The organism is Shewanella sp. QJM3NY_23 (assembly GCF_056173105.1).
In genome coordinates, this window is sequence record NZ_CM149657.1 from 2,424,235 (window position 1) to 2,445,952 (window position 21,718).

At 47.3% G+C, this 21,718-nt stretch carries 18 protein-coding genes; 8 read left to right on the top strand and 10 right to left on the bottom strand.

Annotated elements, in window-relative coordinates; translation table 11 throughout:
• Window positions 1–175: 175 nt before the first annotated feature.
• From AC0VXX_RS10905 to AC0VXX_RS10925, 5 genes are all read left to right on the top strand, one after another.
• Window positions 176–1,219, top strand: a complete 1,044-nt coding sequence (locus AC0VXX_RS10905; protein WP_475514252.1) for an efflux RND transporter periplasmic adaptor subunit — start codon at window positions 176–178, stop codon at window positions 1,217–1,219.
• Window positions 1,220–1,267: 48 nt separating this feature from the next.
• A complete protein-coding gene (locus AC0VXX_RS10910; RefSeq protein ID WP_475514253.1) occupies window positions 1,268–4,525 on the top strand; it encodes an efflux RND transporter permease subunit in 3,258 nt (1,085 codons plus the stop codon).
• A gap of 14 nt (window positions 4,526–4,539) precedes the next feature.
• Window positions 4,540–4,761: a YgaP family membrane protein gene (locus AC0VXX_RS10915; RefSeq protein WP_475514254.1), complete on the top strand. Its 222-nt coding sequence runs from the start codon at window positions 4,540–4,542 to the stop codon at window positions 4,759–4,761.
• A gap of 15 nt (window positions 4,762–4,776) precedes the next feature.
• On the top strand, window positions 4,777–5,166 hold the full coding sequence (locus AC0VXX_RS10920; RefSeq protein ID WP_475514255.1) for a rhodanese-like domain-containing protein: 390 nt from the start codon (window positions 4,777–4,779) through the stop codon (window positions 5,164–5,166).
• A gap of 293 nt (window positions 5,167–5,459) precedes the next feature.
• Window positions 5,460–5,807 carry a VF530 family protein gene (locus AC0VXX_RS10925; protein WP_475514256.1) on the top strand — a complete coding sequence of 116 codons (348 nt, stop codon included), beginning with the start codon at window positions 5,460–5,462 and terminating at the stop codon, window positions 5,805–5,807.
• A 292-nt stretch (window positions 5,808–6,099) separates the two neighbouring features.
• On the opposite strand, the gene ribA is transcribed toward AC0VXX_RS10925, so the two are convergent.
• From ribA to rssA, 6 genes are all read right to left on the bottom strand, one after another.
• On the bottom strand, window positions 6,100–6,738 hold the full coding sequence (gene ribA / locus AC0VXX_RS10930) for a GTP cyclohydrolase II (RefSeq protein ID WP_475514257.1): 639 nt from the start codon (window positions 6,736–6,738) through the stop codon (window positions 6,100–6,102).
• A gap of 246 nt (window positions 6,739–6,984) precedes the next feature.
• Window positions 6,985–7,341, bottom strand: coding sequence for a YibL family ribosome-associated protein (locus AC0VXX_RS10935; protein WP_475514258.1), 357 nt, complete (start codon window positions 7,339–7,341; stop codon window positions 6,985–6,987).
• 86 nt (window positions 7,342–7,427) lie between these two features.
• A complete protein-coding gene (nrdG, locus tag AC0VXX_RS10940; protein ID WP_475514259.1) occupies window positions 7,428–7,895 on the bottom strand; it encodes an anaerobic ribonucleoside-triphosphate reductase-activating protein in 468 nt (155 codons plus the stop codon).
• 63 nt (window positions 7,896–7,958) lie between these two features.
• Window positions 7,959–10,076 (bottom strand): anaerobic ribonucleoside-triphosphate reductase, encoded by a 2,118-nt coding sequence (gene nrdD / locus AC0VXX_RS10945; RefSeq protein ID WP_475514260.1) that lies wholly within the window; start codon window positions 10,074–10,076, stop codon window positions 7,959–7,961.
• A gap of 260 nt (window positions 10,077–10,336) precedes the next feature.
• Window positions 10,337–11,035 carry a hypothetical protein gene (locus tag AC0VXX_RS10950; protein WP_475514261.1) on the bottom strand — a complete coding sequence of 233 codons (699 nt, stop codon included), beginning with the start codon at window positions 11,033–11,035 and terminating at the stop codon, window positions 10,337–10,339.
• Between the two features lie 226 nt (window positions 11,036–11,261).
• Entirely contained in the window at window positions 11,262–12,212 is a 951-nt protein-coding gene (gene rssA / locus AC0VXX_RS10955; RefSeq protein ID WP_475514262.1) for a patatin-like phospholipase RssA, read from the bottom strand.
• Window positions 12,213–12,412: 200 nt separating this feature from the next.
• Between rssA and AC0VXX_RS10960 the strand changes: the two genes are divergently transcribed.
• The 3 genes from AC0VXX_RS10960 to AC0VXX_RS10970 all read left to right on the top strand — a co-directional run bounded on the left by AC0VXX_RS10960 (window position 12,413) and on the right by AC0VXX_RS10970 (window position 14,962).
• Window positions 12,413–13,756, top strand: a complete 1,344-nt coding sequence (locus AC0VXX_RS10960; protein WP_475514263.1) for a DEAD/DEAH box helicase — start codon at window positions 12,413–12,415, stop codon at window positions 13,754–13,756.
• A gap of 178 nt (window positions 13,757–13,934) precedes the next feature.
• The gene (locus AC0VXX_RS10965; RefSeq protein ID WP_110456136.1) at window positions 13,935–14,375 is read left to right on the top strand and encodes a DUF3010 family protein; all 441 of its coding nucleotides are present in this window, start codon (window positions 13,935–13,937) and stop codon (window positions 14,373–14,375) included.
• 80 nt (window positions 14,376–14,455) lie between these two features.
• Complete coding sequence (locus AC0VXX_RS10970) at window positions 14,456–14,962, top strand: M48 metallopeptidase family protein (RefSeq protein ID WP_475514264.1); 507 nt, start codon at window positions 14,456–14,458, stop codon at window positions 14,960–14,962.
• 69 nt (window positions 14,963–15,031) lie between these two features.
• On the opposite strand, the gene AC0VXX_RS10975 is transcribed toward AC0VXX_RS10970, so the two are convergent.
• The 4 genes from AC0VXX_RS10975 to AC0VXX_RS10990 all read right to left on the bottom strand — a co-directional run bounded on the left by AC0VXX_RS10975 (window position 15,032) and on the right by AC0VXX_RS10990 (window position 21,696).
• Window positions 15,032–16,285 (bottom strand): peptidoglycan DD-metalloendopeptidase family protein, encoded by a 1,254-nt coding sequence (locus tag AC0VXX_RS10975; protein WP_475514265.1) that lies wholly within the window; start codon window positions 16,283–16,285, stop codon window positions 15,032–15,034.
• Window positions 16,286–16,544: 259 nt separating this feature from the next.
• Window positions 16,545–19,601, bottom strand: coding sequence for an AAA family ATPase (locus AC0VXX_RS10980; RefSeq protein WP_475514266.1), 3,057 nt, complete (start codon window positions 19,599–19,601; stop codon window positions 16,545–16,547).
• Window positions 19,598–20,743, bottom strand: coding sequence for an exonuclease SbcCD subunit D (locus tag AC0VXX_RS10985; protein WP_475514267.1), 1,146 nt, complete (start codon window positions 20,741–20,743; stop codon window positions 19,598–19,600). The genes AC0VXX_RS10980 and AC0VXX_RS10985 overlap by 4 nt, the downstream gene beginning before the upstream one ends.
• A gap of 239 nt (window positions 20,744–20,982) precedes the next feature.
• The gene (locus AC0VXX_RS10990; RefSeq protein WP_110456686.1) at window positions 20,983–21,696 is read right to left on the bottom strand and encodes a glutamine amidotransferase-related protein; all 714 of its coding nucleotides are present in this window, start codon (window positions 21,694–21,696) and stop codon (window positions 20,983–20,985) included.
• Between the last annotated feature and the right edge of the window lie 22 nt (window positions 21,697–21,718).

Consider the following 21,718-nt stretch of genomic DNA (forward strand, 5'->3'; position numbering starts at 1 on the left):
ATACCACTTACCTAACGGGTGCAAGTGTAAAATAAAATACGATAAGTCATTAAATGCCTTAAATTAAGTCGATAAATGCCATAAATGAAGTCGTAGCGCAAACGTCTCACATCACTTCATCGCATTTTTCTAATTAAAGATTGCACAAGCTTGAAAAGTTCATTAGAATTTTCTTATGAAGTTTTTGGAGGTCGTTAGTCTCATGCGTATTCAACATCTATTATCAATCACATTGCTGCCATTACTGCTGAATGTTACAGCGTCCGCTAATACCTTGCAGACGCTAACCGTCACCGCAAAAGAGCAACCCCAATGGGTCACCTTAGATGCGCAGCTTGAAGCGGTAAAATCTGCCACCGTATCGGCGCAAACCTCAGGCAGGATCATTAAGCTTTATTATGATGTGAATGATATTGTGCCCCAAGGCGCGCCATTACTCGAGATCACCAGTAAGTCTCAAGGTGCAGAGCTCGACGCTGCAGAAGCCGAATACGCCCGAGCCCGCGCACAAAATGAAGAAGCGCAAAAACAACGTCGCCGCTTTGAAGAGCTGTTTCCACAAGGTGCGATTTCACAGGGGCAGATGGATCAAGCCATTGCCACCGCCCGCTCGGCCGCGCAAGCCGTTAGCGCCGCCAAAGCGCGGATCGTGCAAGCCAATGAGTCATTGCAATATACCGTGGTCAGCGCCCCTTTTGCTGGCGTGTTGACTCGGCGTTATGTTGAAGAGGGTGAAACGGTCGCCCCAGGTCAAGCTTTACTCAGTGGGTTTTCAACCGAGCACATGCGCGCTGTGACTCATGTACCACTGCGTTATATCGACGCCCTACGTAACCAATCTAGCGTTGAACTGCAGCTTAGCGACGGCCAAAAAGTGGTATCACAACAGTTAACCATATTCTCCTTTGCCGATCCTTTGAATCATAGCTATAAAACGCGCATTGATTTACCTGAAGGCATGAGTAACTTAATGCCGGGCATGTGGGTTAAAGCCAAGTTTATTGCAGGCCAGCGCAGCACTATTACCATTCCTCAATCGGCGATTATTTATCAAAATGAGATGAGTGCAGTCTACCTTGAGCAACAAGGGACATTCCAACTCACCCAAGTGCGCCTAGGCGCGCAACGAGATGATCAATTTGAAGTGCTTGCAGGCTTAACCGCAGGTGATGTCATCGCGACTGACGCTTATCAAGTCCGACTTAACCTAGCCCAATAATATGAGCGCTGTAATGGACTTGGCCGTTTAATAGGAATCGTAAATAAGATGAAGCCGTCACATAATCAAGATAGCGACAAGCAACAAAACAAGCCCTATTCACTGGGTTTTTCCGGGCGAGTCGCCGCACTATTTCAACTCAGCGCCATCACACCGCTATTGGCATTGCTCGGCATTTTACTGGGGCTATTCGCGGTACTCGTCACCCCTAAAGAGGAAGAGCCACAGATAGATGTTACCTTTGCCGATGTCTATATTCCTTTTCCTGGAGCAACTCCGAGTGAAGTCGAACAATTAGTCACCCTACCAATGGAGCAGGTACTGTCGCAGATAAAAGGGATAGATACCCTGTATTCGTTTTCACAACCTGATGGCGCCTTACTGATCGCCATTTTTGAAGTGGGTATTCCCCGCAACGAGGCGATTGTAAAGCTGTACAATCAGGTCTACTCCAATATGGATAAAGTGGCCACTCAAGCCGGGGTCGGCGAGCCCCAGATCAAGCCACGTGGTATCGATGATGTGCCCATTGTCAGCCTGACCCTCTGGTCAAAGTCGACCTTAACCTCTGCCGAACAATTAACTCAAGTGGCTAAGGGGCTCGAAACTGAGCTAAAACGCATTCCGGGTACCCGCGAAATTTACACTGTTGGTAGCCATAATGTGAGCCTTAATGTACGTATCGATCCGGCAAAAATGAGCTTTTACGGCTTAACCTATGACGCGATCAGCAATAGCCTTGCCAGCAATAACCATGTATCCATGCCGGTATCACTTATTCAAGATAACCAAGAAATTAAGATTCAAACCGGGCAGTTTTTACAATCCCAACAAGAAGTTGAGCAACTGGTTGTCGCTGTCTATCAAGATGAGTCCGGCCGCAGTGCGCCTGTGTATCTCGCCGACATAGCCGATATTAGCCTTAGCAGCGATATCCCGACCCAAAACGCGTGGCACAGCGACAAACAAGGCACCTACCCTGCGGTCACTATCGCCATTGGCAAACAACCTGGTGAGAACGCGGTTGATATTGCCAATGAGATCTTGGCTCGCGTTGATGCGGTCAACAACGTGTTAATTCCTGCCGACGTAGAGGTGACGGTATCGCGTAACTACGGTAAGACCGCCGGAGATAAAGCCAACACCTTAATCTTGAAATTGGTGTTTGCCACCTCGGCTGTGGTGGTATTGGTATTTCTTGCCATGGGGTTACGCGAAGCCATCGTGGTCGGTATTGCCATTATTATTACCTTGGCCATCACCCTCTTTGCCTCTTGGGCATGGGGTTTCACCTTAAACCGAATCTCATTGTTTGCACTTATTTTTTCAATAGGGATTTTAGTTGATGATGCCATAGTCGTGGTAGAAAACATCCACCGCCATATGGCGCTGGGACAACGGGAATTTACCCAATTAATTCCGATTGCCGTGGATGAGGTCGGTGGCCCTACGATATTGGCCACCTTCACCGTCATTGCCGCCCTAATGCCGATGGCTTTTGTGTCTGGACTCATGGGTCCTTACATGAGCCCAATCCCCATTAATGCCAGTATGGGGATGTTAATCTCACTGGCGATCGCCTTTATTGTTACCCCGTGGCTGGCCACTAAACTGTTAAATAAATCTCACAAACATCAGGAGAGCAGCGACACCTCCAGCAGCAATCGTATGGTGGCGATCTTTACGGCGCTCATCTCACCCTTTGTGCACGGTAAACAAGCGGGTAAAGCTCGTCTGGGTCTGGCTGCTGGGATTGTGGTGCTCATTGCCATTGCTATCTCTTTGCCTGTGACTCAACTGGTGGTACTCAAAATGCTGCCTTTTGATAATAAATCAGAATTTCAAGTGATGCTTGATATGCCCGAAGGCACGCCGGTGGAACAAACTCAGCGCGTACTTAAAGCCTTAGGACAGCAGCTTAACCAAGTGGCCGAGGTCGAGAATTACCAGCTATATGCAGGCACCAATGCACCGATGAACTTTAACGGCTTAGTGCGCCATTACTTTTTACGCCAAACACAGGAGCTTGGCGATATTCAGGTCAATTTAGTCGATAAATCTGAGCGCGATCGTGACAGTCACAGCATCGCCGTAGCGGTGCGCGAATCACTGCAAGCTACTGCGGCGCACTATAATGCCAATGTGAAGGTGGTTGAAGTCCCTCCTGGCCCACCGGTATGGTCACCCATTCTGGCCGAGGTGTATGGGCCAAACGAAGCGCTCAGAGAAACCGCCGCCCTGCAGCTGCAAGCGTTATTTCATCAAACTCCAGATGTGGTCGATATCGATATCTATCTGCCTGCGATGCAACAAAAATGGCAGGTGTCCATCGATCGCGCTAAGGCCAGTTTATTAGGCGTGCCTTACAGCAATATCGTTGATCTGGTGACCACCTCCATTGGCGGCAAGCAGGTGAGCTACTTACATAAACCCAATCAAACCACACCTGTGCCAATTAAATTGCAGCTTGAGGAGGCTGCCAAGATGGATCTTGAGCAGGTACTAAACCTCAGACTCACCACTCAAAGCGGTGACTCAGTGCCGGTGTCTGAATTGGTGCGCATTAATAAAGGCAGCATAGATGCGCCCATTATTCATAAAAACATGATCCCCATGATCATGGTGGTTGCCGATATGGCTGGGCCGCTAGACAGCCCGCTATACGGTATGTTTGAGATGGCCGCCGACATAGATAGCGAGACAGGCTTGGGCTTTGATCAGCATTATGTCAACCAACCCTCAGGCTTAGACACCATTGCTGTATTGTGGGATGGCGAGTGGAAAATTACTTACGAAACATTCCGTGACATGGGGATCGCCTATGCAGTGGGCATGATTGCGATTTACCTCTTAGTAGTGGGTCAATTTCGCTCCTACTCCGTTCCGCTGATCATTATGGCTCCCATTCCGCTTACCATCATAGGAGTGATGCCGGGTCATGCCCTGCTCGGAGCTCAATTTACCGCCACCTCAATGATCGGCATGATCGCCCTTGCCGGGATTATTGTGCGTAACTCAATATTACTGGTCGACTTTATTAACCAGGAGACAGAGTCGGGCGTACCCTTTGAACAGGCGGTTATTCACTCTGGTGCGGTCCGAGCAAAGCCCATTATGTTGACAGGCCTTGCGGCCATGATTGGTGCCTTATTCATTCTGGATGATCCCATTTTTAATGGATTAGCCATCAGTTTGATCTTCGGTATCTTAGTCTCAACCTTGCTTACCTTGGTTGTGATCCCTGTGCTCTATTACACAGTGATGCGCCACCGCATACCACAAAAAACGGCAAATACTGCCGCTTAATTAAGGAGTTAATTATGTCTATCGAACGTAGTATTTTCGCTTTTGCTGGCTTTATGGTGTTACTGTCTCTCGCGTTGACTGCATTAGTACATCATAATTTTATCTGGCTTACCGCCTTTGTTGGCGCTAATCTATTACAAAGCGCTTTTACTGGGTTTTGCCCTGCAGCCATGATAATGAAAAAACTGGGTGTAAAGAGTGAAGCCGAGCTTGAACGCGCTAAATCACACAGTTAATACCAAGGAGTTTACGTGGGACAAGCCACTACATTACTTAGCCGATTCGGCGCACTGATTGCGCTACTTTTTGTGACCGCTATCGGCTTATCATCACCTAGCATCGCGGCTGAACAAGACATTGAAACCGCATGGAAGATGATAGATAACGGCGCCATGATAGTCGATGTGCGCACCCCTGAAGAGTTTGCCCAGGGGCATTTAGCTAATGCGATTAACATCCCATTTGAAAATATTGCCGCTGAATTTGCTAAACGTAATATAGATAAAGCGACCGATGTGGTGCTGTATTGCCGTAGTGGACGTCGCAGTGATATTGCCCAAATGAGTTTAATTGAGCAAGGTTATACCCACACTTATAATGGTGGTGGCTATCAGACTCTAAGCCAGCAGCAAACCAAATAAGCTGCAGGGCCTGTGTAAATCAATGATAAAGGCACCTATGGGTGCCTTTTTTATGAATAACTTGGCGTCTCCCCTTGGCTACACATCCATTAACAGCATATCCTTTAAGCTGAACTGATAGGTTATCAGCACAAAACACCAACCATGCGTCAATACGAACATGCAATAAGGCAACCTAATACCGATAAAACCCAATAACGCCAAAGCGGGAAGCTGGAGCGAGTGGTTTTTTATCAACCCACCTCCATATAAACTGATATAATCAGCCTAATTTACATGGACAATCGCACAATATGACACAAGCAAATAATCCTCTGCACGGCATTAAACTCGAAACAATTCTCACCGATTTAGTCGACCATTATGGGTGGGAAGAACTGGGCACACGTATCGACATTCGTTGTTTTAATCATGATCCTAGTATTAAATCTAGCCTTAAGTTTTTACGTAAAACGCCTTGGGCCAGAGAAAAAGTGGAATACCTTTACCTCAAAATGAATAAGCTACCGCTACCTAAGCCGAAAGCGGACAGTGAGGTACGCACATCTACTCGAGTGGCAAGCCCTGCCAGCAGCAACAAGAGTGCAGCTAAAGGTGCTGATACCGACAGTACTAACGCACAGATTTGGGGAAAGAGTTAAGCTGGCATATTAATGGGCTTTACCGCCGTCATCATCAGCTTATTGCATAAGATGACCCGCTCAAATAGACTGTTTGCGATTCACATAGATAGGCGCCAAAGCTAAAAGTGCGATGAAAGCACAACACCGCAACTATCATTTTGAGGTTGCAGGTTTTGCAGGTTTTGCAGGTTTTGCAGGTTTTGCAGGTTTTGCAGGCAGAGAGTAAAGAAGCTAAGCGCGGCAAACAAGGACACTGCCGCAATCGCCGCAGTGTCTTGATAGCGTTGACACACTAAAAAAAGCGCGAACGTTACTCAGCCTTAGGGGGCTTAACGACGTTTGCTTCTTCAGTAAAATGATACTCAGACATCATATGTCCCAGCTCTGTTGACTTGGTTTTTAAATATGCTTCATTGTAGCGATTTTTGCCTACTTGCAGCGGAACACGTTCAACCACATCAATACCGAGCTCTTTCATTGCTTTAACTTTACGAGGGTTATTGGTCATCAATTTAACTTGATGTACGCCAATTTTCTCCATCATCGGCTTGATCATGTCATATTTGCGCATGTCGGCTTCAAAACCGAGTCGCTCATTTGCTTCGACCGTGTTAGCGCCTTGATCTTGTAGTTCATAGGCACGGATTTTATTGAGTAAGCCTATACCTCGCCCTTCTTGGCGAAGGTATAAAATAAACCCTTGTCCTGCCTCGGCAATATTTTGCATCGCCGTTTGTAGTTGAAAACCGCAATCGCAACGCAAACTAAACAGCGCATCGCCAGTTAAACATTCTGAATGAATACGCCCAAGTATGGGGGTATTGGCATCTAGTTGACCAAAAGTGAGTGCGACATGTTCTTTGCCAGTGTCTGTGTCTTCAAAACCATGCATGGCGAATACGCCCCAAGGCGTAGGTAACTTTGAAGTGGCGACATACTTAATTGACATGAAATAACCTTTACTACTCGCTCTGTCCGAGTCAAAAAAAGAGGTAGAAAATAACTAAGGCTAGGATGCGGCCTTACTATCAGACTGAGCATTTTATGTGTTTTTGCCTTACAGTGAAATAGCCGAGTAATTGAATCGGTTATTACTTCACCCGCAGCGTATTAAAGAGCGCTAAGCATACGCCGAGCGAACGATAAGCAATATGATATCGCTCACGTACGCTAATCAAATATCGGCAATTGAGGATTAAAACGCTTTCGGGGCGAAGCCTGTGACTTGGGTTAAGCCCATTTCACGCCCTAATGCTGTCATTGGATGTACAACGACTAATCCTTTGACTGATTTTTTTAATTTACCCATATCGGCTTGCTCAGCTTTAGTCAGTGCACGACTAAAAGGCAGTGACTTTACATCGGTGCCTTTTTTGTTCAACAAGCGAGTCTGTTGGTTTTTAACATGGGCAATCTGTTTCGTTACAGCATTGATCTCTTGCTTAAACTGCAAAATCACCGCTTGATCACCGCGTTTTTCTGCCGCATCTAATTTACGACGACATTTGTCGAGTCGGTCATTAAGTTGCTGTAACTCTTGCTTTAAATTCATTAACTTGCCTTAAAATAAATCTATAATACTCGGCCAATCAAGCAAGATTGCTGACTGCGCCTATCTGTTTGGCCGACATTATATCACTATTGCTGGAAATGGTGGATCACCTGATTGCTACTGCCACGAAATCTTAAGCTTGGATCGGCAAGCGATTGCTCAAATTTGCCATCCACCAGCACATCAACATAATGCAGCACCTGGCGCTGGGCTGTCGATAATTCATCTAAGCGATAACCGCTCCACAGCCAAATATCTTTATCTGGACACTCATGCTTAACACGCTTTACTAGCGCAAGTATCTGGGCAACATTTTGAGGGTAAAGCGGATCGCCGCCTGATAACGATAAACCCCGGCGCACGATACGTGTATCTTGCAGATCCGTGATGATCTGCTCAACCATGGCGGCATCGAATAGATGACCCGCTGCCGGACTCCAAGTCGACTGATTATAACAGCCGCGGCATTGATGCTCGCAACCAGACACAAACAGGGTCGCTCGCGTACCAGGGCCATTGACCACATCGACTGGAAAGTATTGCTGGTAATTCATCTAAGCCTCAAGCTTATTAACACTTAGGCGCGCATCAGCGCGCCAACCGTTACACCCTAACGCCTACAGGTGTTTTACCCGGCGCTTAACCTCTTCTTGCTTACCATAGTTAAATGGCCGCGCATCTGGGCTGCCTAAATAACCGCACACTCGACGCGTCACTGAGACTCGACTGGGCTCATGATTACCGCATTTAGGACAGGTAAAGCCCTTACTGGTACAGCTAAATTCACCTGTAAAACCACAGTCATAACACTCGTCAATCGGCGTATTTGTGCCGTAATAAGGCACGCGGCTATAACTGTAATCCCACACGTTTTCGAGCGCTTCAATATTATGCTGCATATTGGGATATTCGCCGTAGCAGATAAATCCACCGTTGGTCAGTGCTGGATAAGGCATCTCAAAATCCAGCTTATCGTAAGGATTGACCTTTTTTTCCACATCTAAGTGGAAACTGTTGGTGTAGTAACCTCTGTCGGTCACGCCATCAATCACCCCAAAAGCCTTAGTGTCGAGTTTACAAAAACGGCTACAAAGGTTTTCACTCGGTGTGCTGTATAAACTAAAGGCATAACCGGACTCGTCACGCCAGCGCACTGTTGCCGCTTTAAGGTGTTCAATAATGGCAATTGCTTTGGCGCGCAGCTGCTCACTGTCAAACAGGTGGATTTGATTGCCGTAAAGCGCATTAACGGTTTCATGTAGCCCTATATAACCTAACGAAATTGATGCGCGGCCATTTTTGAAAATCTGGCTAATATCATCATCGGCGCGCAAACGTACACCACACGCCCCTTCCATGTACAAAATCGGGGCAACGCGCGCTTTCACTCCTTCTAGACGCTCAATACGTGTATCTAATGCGCGTCTGGCAATGGCTAAACGTTGATCTAAAATGGCAAAGAAACGCGCTTCATCACCATTGGCTTCTAAGGCGACTCGCGGCAAGTTTAAGCTCACCACACCCAAGTTATTACGCCCATCATGCACCAGTTCGCCGTCTTCTTCGTAGGTACCTAAAAAGCTGCGACAGCCCATTGGCGTCTTAAATGAGCCGGTGACTTTTTCCACTTGCTCATAATTTAAAATATCTGGATACATGCGCATGGTGGCACATTTTAGTGCTAACTGCTTGATATCGTAGTTACAATCACCTTGCTTATGATTTATACCATCTCGAATAGCAAACACCAGTTTGGGGAACACAGCCGTTTTACGGTTTTTACCCAGCCCAGCCATACGCACTTTCATCATTGAGGCTTGAATTAATCGCGACTCCCACGAGGTGCCTAAACCAAAACCAAAAGTCACAAACGGGGTTTGCCCATTGGCGGTATGTAAGGTGTTGACCTCATATTCCAACGACTGAAACGCATCGTGACACTCTTTTTCTGTCTGCGCGGTGGCAAAGGCTTTAGCATCTGTAATGCCCCACTTTAAGGCCACTTGATAATGTTTGTCATAGCTTTTAGCCACAAATGGCGCCAGCACTTCATCGATGCGGTTAATGGTGGTGCCACCATAAATATGGCTTGCTACCTGAGCAATAATTTGCGCCGTAACTGCTGTGGCCGTTGAGATCGATTTTGGGGTTTCAATTTCGGCGTTGCCCATCTTAAAACCATGAGTCAACATGCCGGCTAAATCAATTAGCATGCAGTTAAACATCGGGAAAAAAGGCGCGTAATCCAAATCGTGATAATGGATCTCACCCGCTTCATGGGCCGACACCACATCTTTGGGTAAAATATGGCGAGTCGCATAATGCTTGGCCACAATACCGGCGAGCAGATCACGCTGAGTGGGGATCACTTTTGAGTCTTTATTGGCGTTTTCGTTAAGCAAGGCAGCATTACTTTGTTCAACTAGGCCACGAATATCGCGATTAAGTCGACTGCTCTGCTCTCGATGGACATCTCTATCGTGACGATATTCGATATACACGCGCGCTAAGGCTTTATAGGGGCCTTCCATCAGTTGGTTTTCAACGGCGTCTTGCAGATCGTGAATATCCACTTCGGCCACATCAGCCATGGCACGGCTCACTTGACTCGCGACTTGAGTAGCATAGGCAACATCATCAATACCTGCTGAGTTTGCAGCGGCAATTACCGCATCTCTGATCCTTGTTTCGTCAAAAGGCGTGCGGTAACCATCCCGCTTAATAACTACTGGCATTGTTTAATATCTCCTCAAGTAACGTTTAAAATGACACCATATATAGTGCCAAGAAAACATTAAGACACAATATGTAGCGCATTAAGCTACAAAGTCACTTGAAGTACCTTGATCCAGATCATGATTTTACCGATGGTATTTTGCGACAAAAGATTACTGCAAACTAGGCCACTTATCTTAAAAAGTGGCCTTGACCAAGCATCGAAACAAGGCTAGATAATGTAAAAAGTCGGGACAAACTGTGGATAAGTGTAGGTAAGTTACGTAAGCCGCTTAGATAACGCCAAATAACTGCTTAATTGGCCGCTCGATTGTTGTGAATTTCCCATCGAGGCAGCTAATTGCATGGTCGATTTTAATCCTTGCCACTGCTCTTTTTCCATGGCAGGCATATTGGTATCGGCATTGATCAACACAGTTAACTGCGCCGATACTCGAGCGGCGGTTTGGCTGTATAATGCGCCATCAATACCGTCCATGTTATTCAGCACGGTTTTAGCGTCATCGAGCATTTTATGCTGCGCCTTATCAGGCTCCGATTGCGTTAACCCTGCTTGCTTACTGTCAATAAAGTCCAGCAGTGATTGCGACGCCTCATTGGGCTCTGGGATCTCAAACCCTGCAGAGCTTAAGCGATTTAGCTGGTTATCTGACAAGATACCATCTTGATGTAACCGCTGAATAAGCTTAGGGATATCATTGATACTAAACTCGCCAGCACTAAAAAAGTCGCCCGCCATCGCCTCAATTTTTTGTGCTCGCTGCGCCCGAGGCGATAACGACACTTCTTCTTGAGGGATAGTCGCCCCGTTTGCCTGTACTGGGCCTGTTCGCTCGCCTAAGCTCACCCTGTCAGCTGGAGCATTAGCGCCTTGAGTTTGATGATTAACCGCACCACTATAGGCGTCGGCAACCTGTTGATGACTTGAAGTTGTTGGAAGATGACTAATTGAATTCATTGTCAAAATATCGACGACAGCTAAACGAATACTCTGTTAAAGCAAAAACTAGGCCGTTTTTTAACAAAATACCGCAAGAGATCCGATGATAGCTAATAAATACCTTAGGTCTTACCTGATTAAATATCATCGAATCACTATCAAGTCCGCATAGCGTCTATTGACACGCTAGGCAACCAAATTTAATCGCCTTAACTGATAAGCAAGTAATAGCCGTTTAAATTGATTATTTATGCGGAAACTCTTCCAGCATAGTGGTGATAACATGAGCCACCTGCTTCACCGCTTGCTCTCCGGCGGCTATCGCTTCATTAGCCCGATGAAATTCCATGGTGCCGATGTCAGCCACATTTGGGGTGATCAGCAGTTCGGGAGGATCGCCCATTAACCGTACCCGTTTATGGCGCTGCTCTAAAATATCCATCGATTGTGACATCACAGCCAACATCCCTGGTTGATTGCGATTACCCAGAGAAAACTTATCGGTTAATCCCGACACATATTCTCGGCCTCGCGCCAGCAGATCCATAAAGCCGACATCTTGTCCTTGAGCCTTTGCCTCCTCTGCGGTTGGCACCGACGCTTGCGCGCTAGACGACAACGACACGGGCAGTTGTTCTAGGCGTGTCTTGCGATGACCATAAAGATCGACCGCAATCACTAAATCGACCCCCATGGCTCGGCTCACCGATATTGGCACAGGGTTAACGACGGCGCCGTCAACCAGCCAACGATCGCCAATGCGCGCCGGAGGCAAGATGCCAGGCATAGAGCAAGAGGCGCGCACCGCATGACGCAAATCCCCTCGTTGAAACCAGATCTCCTGACCACTATATAAGTCGGTTGCCACGGCGGCAAAGGGACGCTTCATCTGTTCAATGTCGAGCACGCCAATGTGCTGTTGCATCACATCAAACACCTTTTCACCACCAATTAAGCCTCCTTTACGCCAGCTTAAATCCATTAAGCCAAGGACATCCCAACTAGAAAAGCCACTCACCCATTGCTGCAGTTCACTGAGGTTATCTTGGGCATAGGCAGCACCGACCACAGAACCAATAGAGCACCCTGCCACTTTGTCTGGCTTTATTCCCATTTTAGCTAATTCATTGAGCACCCCAATATGGGCCCAGCCCTTAGCTGCGCCGCTGCCTAACGCGATACCGATAGTCGCCATCTATTATCTCCCTTACTCATCACTGCCTCGTATCAATTAAAGGCATAACCCTTATCTGCCATCATAGGCTAAAGCATGACGCGCGAAAATGGCTTATTTGCCTTGATTACGATATCCGTCCTCCACAAGCACTAATCCTAATGGCTGAAAGCCCCAAGTCGATGTATAATGCGCTCTTATTGATATTTTGGAGCACACCTTTGCAATTTTCAGATTTTTCACTCGATAAACGCCTACTAACCAGCCTAGAACATATGGGCATCGACAAGCCGACCGAGATCCAAGAGCAATCGATACCTGTAGGCCTATCGGGAAAGGATCTAATGGCATCGTCTAAAACCGGCTCGGGTAAGACCTTGGCGTTTTTACTGCCCGCTATGCAGCGTATTATCTCGACCAAAGCATTGAGTAAACGCGATCCTCGCGTACTCATTTTATTGCCAACTCGAGAGCTGGCAACGCAGGTATACAGCCAGTTACGACTGCTGGTCGCCAATACGCAATACAAGGCGCTTAAAATTCTTGGTGGCGAAAATTTTAATGACCAAGCGAAAGCCCTCGCCAGAGACCCACATATTGTAGTGGCGACGCCTGGTCGCCTGGCCGACCATCTTAAACAGCGTCATCTGCACCTCAACGGGCTCGAATTACTTATCCTTGACGAAGCCGACCGAATGCTGGACTTAGGCTTTGCCGAACAGCTGCGCGCCATTAACCAAGCGGCCGATCATAAACGTCGTCAAACCTTGATGTTCTCTGCGACGCTAGATCATGGTGAAATTAACGAGATAGCGGCTGAGCTGCTAAAAGAGCCCGTGCATGTGTCGATTGGGGCTTCAAACGTTGAAAACCAAGATATTACCCAAAAAGTCTATCTGTGCGATAACTTAGGCCACAAAGAAAAGCTGTTACTGACGCTACTGAAGCAAGAACAACATAAGCAGGTGATCATCTTTACTGCCACCCGCAGTGATACCGACCGTCTAGCCACAAAACTCGCCGATGAAGGCTTTACCACCGCCTCACTGAGCGGCGAGCTAAAGCAGTCAGCCCGTAATCAGATAATGGATCAATTTAGCCGAGGTCAACAACAGATCTTGGTCACCACAGATGTGGCTTCACGCGGCTTAGACTTACTCAACGTCTCTTTGGTGATTAACTTCGATATGCCCAAGTTAGCCGAAGAGTACATTCACCGCATTGGCCGTACTGCCCGTGCAGGTGCTAAAGGTGATGCTATATCACTCGTGGGTCCAAAAGATTGGGATAACTTCAAACAAGTGCAGCTATTTTTACGCCGCACATTTGAGCTAAGCGAAATAGCAGGATTAAAACCCAAGTTTAGCGGCCTCAAAGCTAAACCTAAAGGTAAGCCCGCCACCGCTAAAAAAGCGGCGCAAAACAAGACTAGGCCCGCTAAGGCTAAATCGACCACTAAGACTAAAGATAACCGCGATAAACGCTTTATCACAGGTGTCGATATTGGCGATGCGCCTATGCTGCGCAAACCTAAGTCTACCTTGCAAGACACCCCTGAAGAATAACCGCACTTTGTAAAATGAGCGGCCAACCAGCCGCTCAACGCTTTGGGATCCCTTGCATAACGGCTAGGATTTACAGCAAAAGATGATTTTTATGGCGTAATTTGTTTTAGCAACTGCTGCTCATTATGCCAATTAAGGTTACAATAACCCCCATTACAGTTTTATTATTAGGTTTATCATGAGAGTTTGTGGCGTTGAGTTAAAAGGTGGCGAAGCCATCATCAGTTTATTAAGTTATGAAGGTGAAACCTTTAACGTGCCAGAATGCCGTTCTCGTTCATTAACGGTATCAAATTCGGCTAAAACAGAATCGATTAAAGAGTTTCATTTTGCCTTTTGTAAATTGATGGAAGACTACAAAGTCGATGAAGTGGTTTTAATCGAGCGTGAGCAAAAAGGTAAGCTTGCTGGCAGTGCCACCAGTTTTAAGATGGAAGCGGCAATCCAGTTGTGCGGCCTACCTGTACACTTGATCTCACCTGTTACCATCAAAGAGCAACTCAAGCGCAACCCGCCTATGGTGGATTTTGATGGGCTCGACCTTAAGCGTTTCCAAAAGAATGCCTTTGAAGTGGCTTACGCTTATCATAACCAACGTATCTTTGCCAAACCTGAATAATTGCCGCCATCGCGCAAGCTTTATTCATCAAAGCACGCCGGGCACCCTAGCCCGGCCGATATGAGTTCGACTAAGATCACATGACCCATCTTCATTACCTACAAGGTTACCGCCCCGAGATAATTACTCAGGTCGAGGCACTTATTGCACAAAATCGACTCAAGAACGTCCTGCAACAGCGTTATCCCGACATTCACGATATCCGCAGCGACAAAGCCCTGTACGATTACACTATCGCGCTTAAAAACCGTTATCTCAAAAAGTCGCAACCACTTAATAAGGTGCTCTACGATGACAAGATCACCTTAAAGAAGCAGGCCTTGGGTTTACACAGTTACATCGCTAAAAATCATGGCGGCAAAACCAAGACCAAAAATGAGATCCGCATCTCCTCTAAGTTGCGTTATATCCCCGAACCCTTGCTACGCATGGTGGTGGTACATGAATTGGCGCATTTAAAGGAGAAAGATCATAATAAAGCGTTTTATCAACTCTGCTGCCATATGGAAAATGATTACCACCAACTAGAGTTTGATTTACGTTTGTGGCTCACCATGCTTGAACTAGAGTCCAACGTAACGACATAAAAAAGCCGCTATATTAGCGGCTTTTTTATAACGAGATGTAGGGTGAAACAACTACCACGCTTGGGAACACTAGCTTTGTCCCATGATCATTTTGCGCACCTTCACTAACTGCGCAAACTCCTTCATCTGTTTATTGGACAATTTACTCGCCATGGGAATATTCGCTTTCATCGGATCGACTGGGCGACCATTAACGTGAAACTCATAATGCAGGTGTGGACCGGTTATTCGCCCCGTTTTACCCGATAACGCAATCACTTGACCCCGGGATACTCGCTGGCCTTTATGCACTAAGGCTTTGGAAAGGTGCAGATAACGGGTGCGATATTTGTTGCCATGCTCAATCACCACATACTTACCTGCATAGCGATGATCTGTCACTAACGACACGATACCATCACCTGGGGCCACAATTTTGGTGCCCACTGGCGTGGCAAAATCGGTACCATTATGCGGTGCAGTGCGCCCCGTGACAGGATGGTGACGGTGACGGTTAAAACGAGAGCTAATACGGTAATTTTTGTCTAATGGTATACGTTGAAATGCTCTGGCTAAGCTGCGGCCTTGTTCATCATAAAAGTTACCATCACTGTTTTGATAAGCATTAATACTGCTGCGGCCACGCTGAATGTTGACCCCTAAAATGTCACGATTTCCCGTGACTTCGCCGTCAATATACTGTTCGCTCATTAATACTGAAAAGGTATCACCGGCACGCAAGTCACGGGCAAAGTTGAGCTTTTCTTTGAGTAGTGATTCGATACGTTGAATGTCAGCAGCGTTAAGCCCAACGCGCTGCGCCGATAGGTAAAAGGAGCCTTGGATATCCCCCGTCAGTGAGCGATTTTGCCAAATGCCCTCAATATTGATCTCTTCAACATTAAAGCCGCCTTCCTCGTAGCGGCTAAAAACCACCTGACGAGCGGCATTAAAATACAGCTCTAGTTGCGTTAATTGGCCACTGTCATCGAGCCAAAATCGAATAATATTGCCCGGTTTTAATGTGTCTAAGGCCAAAATATTGAGATCGGCTTCGAGCACCTTATACATGGTTTGTTGATCGACATTGGCATCTAAAAACAGGCCGCTTAAGGTATCGCCGCTGACGATGGTTTTGACGTAATCAGGACGAGCAACAACCGTCTCAGTTAGCATCTGCTCTGCTGGCTGCACGAATGATTCAATATCAAGCGCGACAGGGATCCGCTGGGGTAGCATCTGTTGCTGACTCGGCCATAACAGTGCGATGCCGACTAACCCACCCGTGATCATTAACAGTTTCTTATGGGGTGACGGCAGCGCCGCCAAACGGGATAGAGACATAGTGACCAAAGAAAATTTATTTGTTCGCAACCTAGCCTCTACTTTTTATTATGGTGGTTATCAATTAAACGGTCTTATCCCATGAGCAGGAACGCCAAGGGCAAGTTATATCAAAATTTTCGCCAGATACAAATAGATCGAGAGCACAAAATAAGCTGATCAAACGCCATATTAACGACTCAGAAGGCTAAAAGTAGCATTTTACCTATAAAAAACGTGCCATTACAGCACGTTTACCTTCAGCAATAACAAATTAAGATTAAGGTAAAATAACCTTAATGGTACTGCCCGTCGCCGTTTTAATGATATCGAGGCGGCTACCAATCTGCTCTTTCATCTCACTCACATGGGAGATCACCCCCACCATTCGTCCAGCCGATTGCAGATCCATTAATGTTCTTATGGCCAGTTCGAGTGAATCTTGGTCCAAACTGCCAAAACCTTCATCGATAAACAGGGTATCGAGCTTTATGCCGCCCGCATAGGCTTGCACCACATCCGATAATCCCAGCGCCATCGATAGCGCCGCCATAAAGCTTTCTCCGCCACTTAAGGTCGCCACCGAGCGTACTTTTGCGGTGTAGGCATCTTCCACCTCAAGTTCGAGCCCTGAGGCTTTGTTGCCTTTAGCCCTATCCTCTTTACGAAGTAAGCGATAACGCCCCTTACTCATCATTTGCAATCGATGACTGGCTTCAAGTAACACATCATCGAGTAGCACACTGAGCACGAAACGCTGCAAGCTTATCTTATTACCCGTATTGCCATTGGCGACATCGGACAATGTCCCGACTACCGCATACTGGGCTTCAAGCTTTTTCGATTGCATGTCTAGGCTGTTGAGCTGCTCTGCAGTTTGCTCCAGTTGTCGCATACGGCCGCTCAGTTGTTGCCACTGATTAAGCACATTTTGCTGCGCTATTTCAAGCTGTGTCTTACTGTCTGTTATCGCTGCGATATCGGGTCGTGTGCTGTCAGCAAGTTTGGTTTCTAATTGCGCAATATTAGCTTGATTAGTAATACAGCGCTGCTCATATTGCTTGATCTCCTGCTCTAAAACCGCAATTTTATCGTCTGTTTGCATGGCAAGATTAAATGCGGATAAGGAGTCAAACTTAGAGGCTTGCAACTGTCGTTCAAACTCATTGACGGCAAGCAGATGTTGCTGCTGTGCTCTTGCTAATGTTTCATTCGCTGATTGCAGTTGCGCCGCAGCGCTGGCTACTCGCTGCTCGGCTTGAGTATGTTGCTCACGCAAAGATGAAATCTGCAGCTTCAACTGCGCTGCAGTTTGCTCCAGCTTATCGATCTCTTGCTCGAGTGCCGGTAAGTCAACGAGTTCTTGCGGTATCGCGGCCTGTAACTGCTTAAGCTGACCTGCGCTTTCATTAAACTGTTTTTCCAGTTGACGATATTGTTCGCGCTCTTGCTCAAGCTGCTGATTAAGCAGCAGCTCTTGCTGCTGCAAGGCCGTCAGGCGGCTGTCAATATCAACCAGTTGTTGCTGCGCTTTCGTCGCCTCTGCAAATTGTTGTTCAAGCTGCCCCAGCGTGGTTTCAAGGCCAGCTTGAGTGAGGCTGTCGATACCGGGTAGCTGCTCAGCTAACTCACGATTTCTTTGCTCAACATCCTTTAATTTTTCTATTAGCTGACGATAGTCTGAGCGAGCATTGGTCAACTCAGTTAATGCGCTCTGCTCATTAGCTTGCGCCGCTTCGCGCTCCTCATCTGTAGGCACGACCTGTTCACTTTGTGCGGGCTGTGGATGATCAAGACTGCCGCAAACGGGACACGCCTCGCCAGCAGATAGCTGTGCCGCTAAGATGGCCGCTTGGCCCTGATGCCAACGTAACATCAACCCTTGATTGTGGATTTCGCACTGTTTGTGGTGCGCTTGTAGTTGCACCCCATGCTCTTTTGCGCTAACTAAGCGAGCATTGATTTGCTCCATCTCAGCGCTGCCGCGCAGCCACTGAGCATAAAACTGCAAATGATGTTTGGTATCGCTTATCTGTTGCTGCAACGTGAGCAACTGCTGGCTATGGGCTTTTAGCTCTGGCACTTGGGCCTGGGCTGCCAGCTTTTCATCATTTAACTGCGCCAGTTTTGCTTTTGTCTGCTTACCTTGCTGCTCGGCATGAGTCATCTGCTGCTGACTGTCACTCACATGGGCCTTCAGTTGCTCAAGCTGTTTAAGTTGCGGTAATAAGGTACGACGCTGCTGGACCGTGGTTAATGTCTGTTGCTGCTGAGTTTCTAGTGCGGGGAGCGTCTCTATCGCAGCAAGACTTTGATTGAGCATAGCTTCACTTTGCTGCTGATGCGCCTGCGACTTCAATTGCTGCTCAGTAGCCTGGGTTAACTCAAGCTTGCGAGCCTCAACCGCCTGATAAACAGGTTGCAGCTGCTTGGCATTACGCGCGGCGAGTAACTGCTGTTGCTGCTGGTCGATCTGCGTTTTTTGCTCATCGAGTTGCCTAGCTAATAAGTTAAGCTGCTCTAGCGAGGAAAACTCAGCAGTTAACTGCTTAGCCTGCTCCAGTTGCTGACTCACCAGTTGAACCTGTTTATCTATCTTAGCCTTTTTTTCAGTCGCGCTGGCAAGCTCGGGAGCCAACGCCTTAAGCTCATCATTGAGCGCCGCATCGCTTTCAAGGTCAGCGCCTTGCAAAACACCGTCGCGGCGATTGCGCATCGCCTCGACCTCTTTTTTAATGCCTAAGGCTTGCTGCTTGAGTTTGTCTTCAATCTTGCGATAAATATGAGTTTGAAACAGTTGGCTGAAGATTTTTTCGCGCGCCTTAGAATCGGCCATCAGCAGCTCGCGAAACTTACCTTGTGGCAATACCATCACTTGACGAAATTGATCCACATCGAGTCCGGTTAATTGCTCTATCTGCGCTGTTGCTTCCGACACTTTAGCAGCCACCAACAGCACCTCAGTGCCATCGCGTTCGATACACGTAAGCTGAGCTTCAGGTTTTTGTACCGTATACCCATCGCCACTTTTTTTGGCTCTAGGTTGCTCTGGTACACGGCGAATATGGTATTGCCGCTCACCGAGTTCAAAGGTAAAGCTCACCTCTGTGAGGCGCTCGTCATCGGCCATATCACAGCGCATCTGTGATCCTTCGCGCTCATCACCGGTGGTTTTACCATAAAGCGCAAAACAGATGGCATCTAAGATGGTGGTTTTACCCGCGCCGGTAGGGCCATTGATTAAAAATAAGGGGTTTTTACCCAGCAATTTAAAATCAATCACTTGCTCAGTAGCAAAAGGGCCAAACGCTGCCATGGTCAAACTTAACGGTCTCATTGGCTAGCCTCCGCTTTATGCAAGCTGTCGAGAAGCTCGGCCATTAATTGCTGCTGCTCTTCGGACATCGGCTCGCCGGCCACTTGACTAAAGAAATCGGTAAACATGGCTAACTCACCCTTTTTGATATGGTCACTGCGAATGGCAAGCTGATCGGTTTGGGCCATTAGCCCTGTGCGCTCAAGATGCAGCACATTGGGATACACCGCCCGTAGTTTGCCCATCGCATCTAAAATGGCGCTTTTATCGGATAAACGCACCATCAAATAATCGTCTCGCTGGGGATCGTTAACACCATCGGCTAATAACTGCGCCAGTTCACCTTCGATAATACGTACATCTCGAAGCGGTGTGAGTGGCAACAGCTCAATATTGACCTCGCCTACCTCATCGAGTTCTACCAAGGTGACCGATTTATGTTGATGCTGTTCGCTGAAGGAATACTTCAAAATGGAGCCCGAATAACGGATATAAGGTTGGCCCTTGTATTGTGGGCCATGCAGATGCCCCAGTGCGGTATAGCTAAAATCCTTAAACAGCTGTGGGGCAATTTTATCGGCGCCGCCAATACTCAAGGGGCGCTCTGAATCTGACTCACTGCCGCCATCTAAGAAGCAGTGGCTAATCACTACCTTTGGCAATCCTTGACTATCATGCTCTGTGACCTGCTCAAGCAGTGTAGCCATCGCCTCTTCATGGCTAGACACATCACAATCGAGCACATGGCGCACCGTTGCTGGCTCAACATAGGGCAGCGGATAAAAGAGGGCATCACCACTTGCACTGGTAAGTTTAATCGGCCGTACTGTGTCACTTAGCGGCCCAATAATATGTAAACCACTGCTCAGCATCTGCCGCGAAGCAAAGGCTAACCGCTCATGCCCATCATGGTTGCCGGCAATTAAAATGGCCGGAATGCCCAGTTCATTGACCACCTGATTAAGCACATCATCGAGCAGCGCCACAGCGTTGGCGGGCGGCACGGAGCGATCGTAAATATCACCCGCCACCACGATGGCATCGACTTGGTGCGCCTTGGCTAATTGGATAATTTGCGCTAACACATGGCGCTGATCGTCGAGCAAACTTTGATTATGTAGCTGACGACCAATATGCCAGTCCGAGGTATGGATAAATTTCATCAGTTCTCGTTTAAAAATGAGGAGGATACGAACGTATCTAATGCTTGTTATAGTAAGAAATGCCGCAACAGATGGCAACGACCTTAGGTGCCTCCCGAAAATTAATCGCGCCCCTCAAGCCATAAGAAGCAGGTACACCTGTAGTTGAACCTGGTCGATAGCATAAGCGGCGCCACATATTAGCCGTCTAATACCTGCTATTGTTCACGTGTATCACACAACTACACGCCCAGCTGTCCTCAATGTGCTTTATATTTGAGAACTAACTTGTCTAAAAATTGAAACAACAATCGATTCATGGCGCGCGTGTCCGTAGCAGCCATGTCAGCGGGATGCTGCACCCATTGCTCACCAAACATAGCGCCTTGCTCGAAAGCAGAGGCGATAAGTGCAGATATTGATGTTTGAGTAAACTCTAAGTGGCATTGAAAGCCATAGATGAGATCGCCATACTCAACAATCTGTCTCGGACAAGCTTGGCTGTAGGCAAGTACTTTAGAGGTCGGCAATAGACCGGGCATATCATTATGCCAATGGCCAACCACTTCTGTGAGTTGAAAATATTCAAATAATGGCGAAGCTAACGCTGCATCAGTCATAGTGATCGGGAAGTAGCCGATCTCTCGTTGCGGGCTATGTTCAAACTTGGCTCCGAGAGCCTCACCAATTAACTGTGCTCCCAAACACACGCCCACCAAAGCTTTGCCCTTAGCAATACATCTATTAATCAAGCTAATCTCCTGTTCTACATCAAAATAGGCGCACTCATCACGCCGAGTTAATGGAGACTGAGGGCCGCCTAAAATGACCAGTAGGTCAAAATCTATTACCGCAGGGAGCGATTCACCTAAATATAAGTGTGTCGAGGTTTGTTTAAAGCCGTTATCAGTAACCCACTGACTAAAAGCCGCTGGACCTTCGTAGGATTCATGAATAATAAAGTGAATATGCATCTAGTTACCTTGATGGTGAATA

Coding starts and splice junctions, on each gene's coding strand:
- AC0VXX_RS10905 (WP_475514252.1), top strand. CDS start 176: ATGAAGTTTTTGGAGGTCGTTAGTCTCATGCGTATTCAACATCTATTA.
- AC0VXX_RS10985 (WP_475514267.1), bottom strand. CDS start 20,743: ATGAAATTTATCCATACCTCGGACTGGCATATTGGTCGTCAGCTACAT.
- AC0VXX_RS10915 (WP_475514254.1), top strand. CDS start 4,540: ATGTCTATCGAACGTAGTATTTTCGCTTTTGCTGGCTTTATGGTGTTA.
- AC0VXX_RS10925 (WP_475514256.1), top strand. CDS start 5,460: ATGACACAAGCAAATAATCCTCTGCACGGCATTAAACTCGAAACAATT.
- rssA (WP_475514262.1), bottom strand. CDS start 12,212: ATGGCGACTATCGGTATCGCGTTAGGCAGCGGCGCAGCTAAGGGCTGG.
- AC0VXX_RS10970 (WP_475514264.1), top strand. CDS start 14,456: ATGACCCATCTTCATTACCTACAAGGTTACCGCCCCGAGATAATTACT.
- AC0VXX_RS10990 (WP_110456686.1), bottom strand. CDS start 21,696: ATGCATATTCACTTTATTATTCATGAATCCTACGAAGGTCCAGCGGCT.
- AC0VXX_RS10965 (WP_110456136.1), top strand. CDS start 13,935: ATGAGAGTTTGTGGCGTTGAGTTAAAAGGTGGCGAAGCCATCATCAGT.
- nrdG (WP_475514259.1), bottom strand. CDS start 7,895: ATGAATTACCAGCAATACTTTCCAGTCGATGTGGTCAATGGCCCTGGT.
- ribA (WP_475514257.1), bottom strand. CDS start 6,738: ATGTCAATTAAGTATGTCGCCACTTCAAAGTTACCTACGCCTTGGGGC.
- nrdD (WP_475514260.1), bottom strand. CDS start 10,076: ATGCCAGTAGTTATTAAGCGGGATGGTTACCGCACGCCTTTTGACGAA.
- AC0VXX_RS10980 (WP_475514266.1), bottom strand. CDS start 19,601: ATGAGACCGTTAAGTTTGACCATGGCAGCGTTTGGCCCTTTTGCTACT.
- AC0VXX_RS10935 (WP_475514258.1), bottom strand. CDS start 7,341: ATGAATTTAAAGCAAGAGTTACAGCAACTTAATGACCGACTCGACAAA.
- AC0VXX_RS10975 (WP_475514265.1), bottom strand. CDS start 16,285: ATGTCTCTATCCCGTTTGGCGGCGCTGCCGTCACCCCATAAGAAACTG.
- AC0VXX_RS10950 (WP_475514261.1), bottom strand. CDS start 11,035: ATGAATTCAATTAGTCATCTTCCAACAACTTCAAGTCATCAACAGGTT.
- AC0VXX_RS10910 (WP_475514253.1), top strand. CDS start 1,268: ATGAAGCCGTCACATAATCAAGATAGCGACAAGCAACAAAACAAGCCC.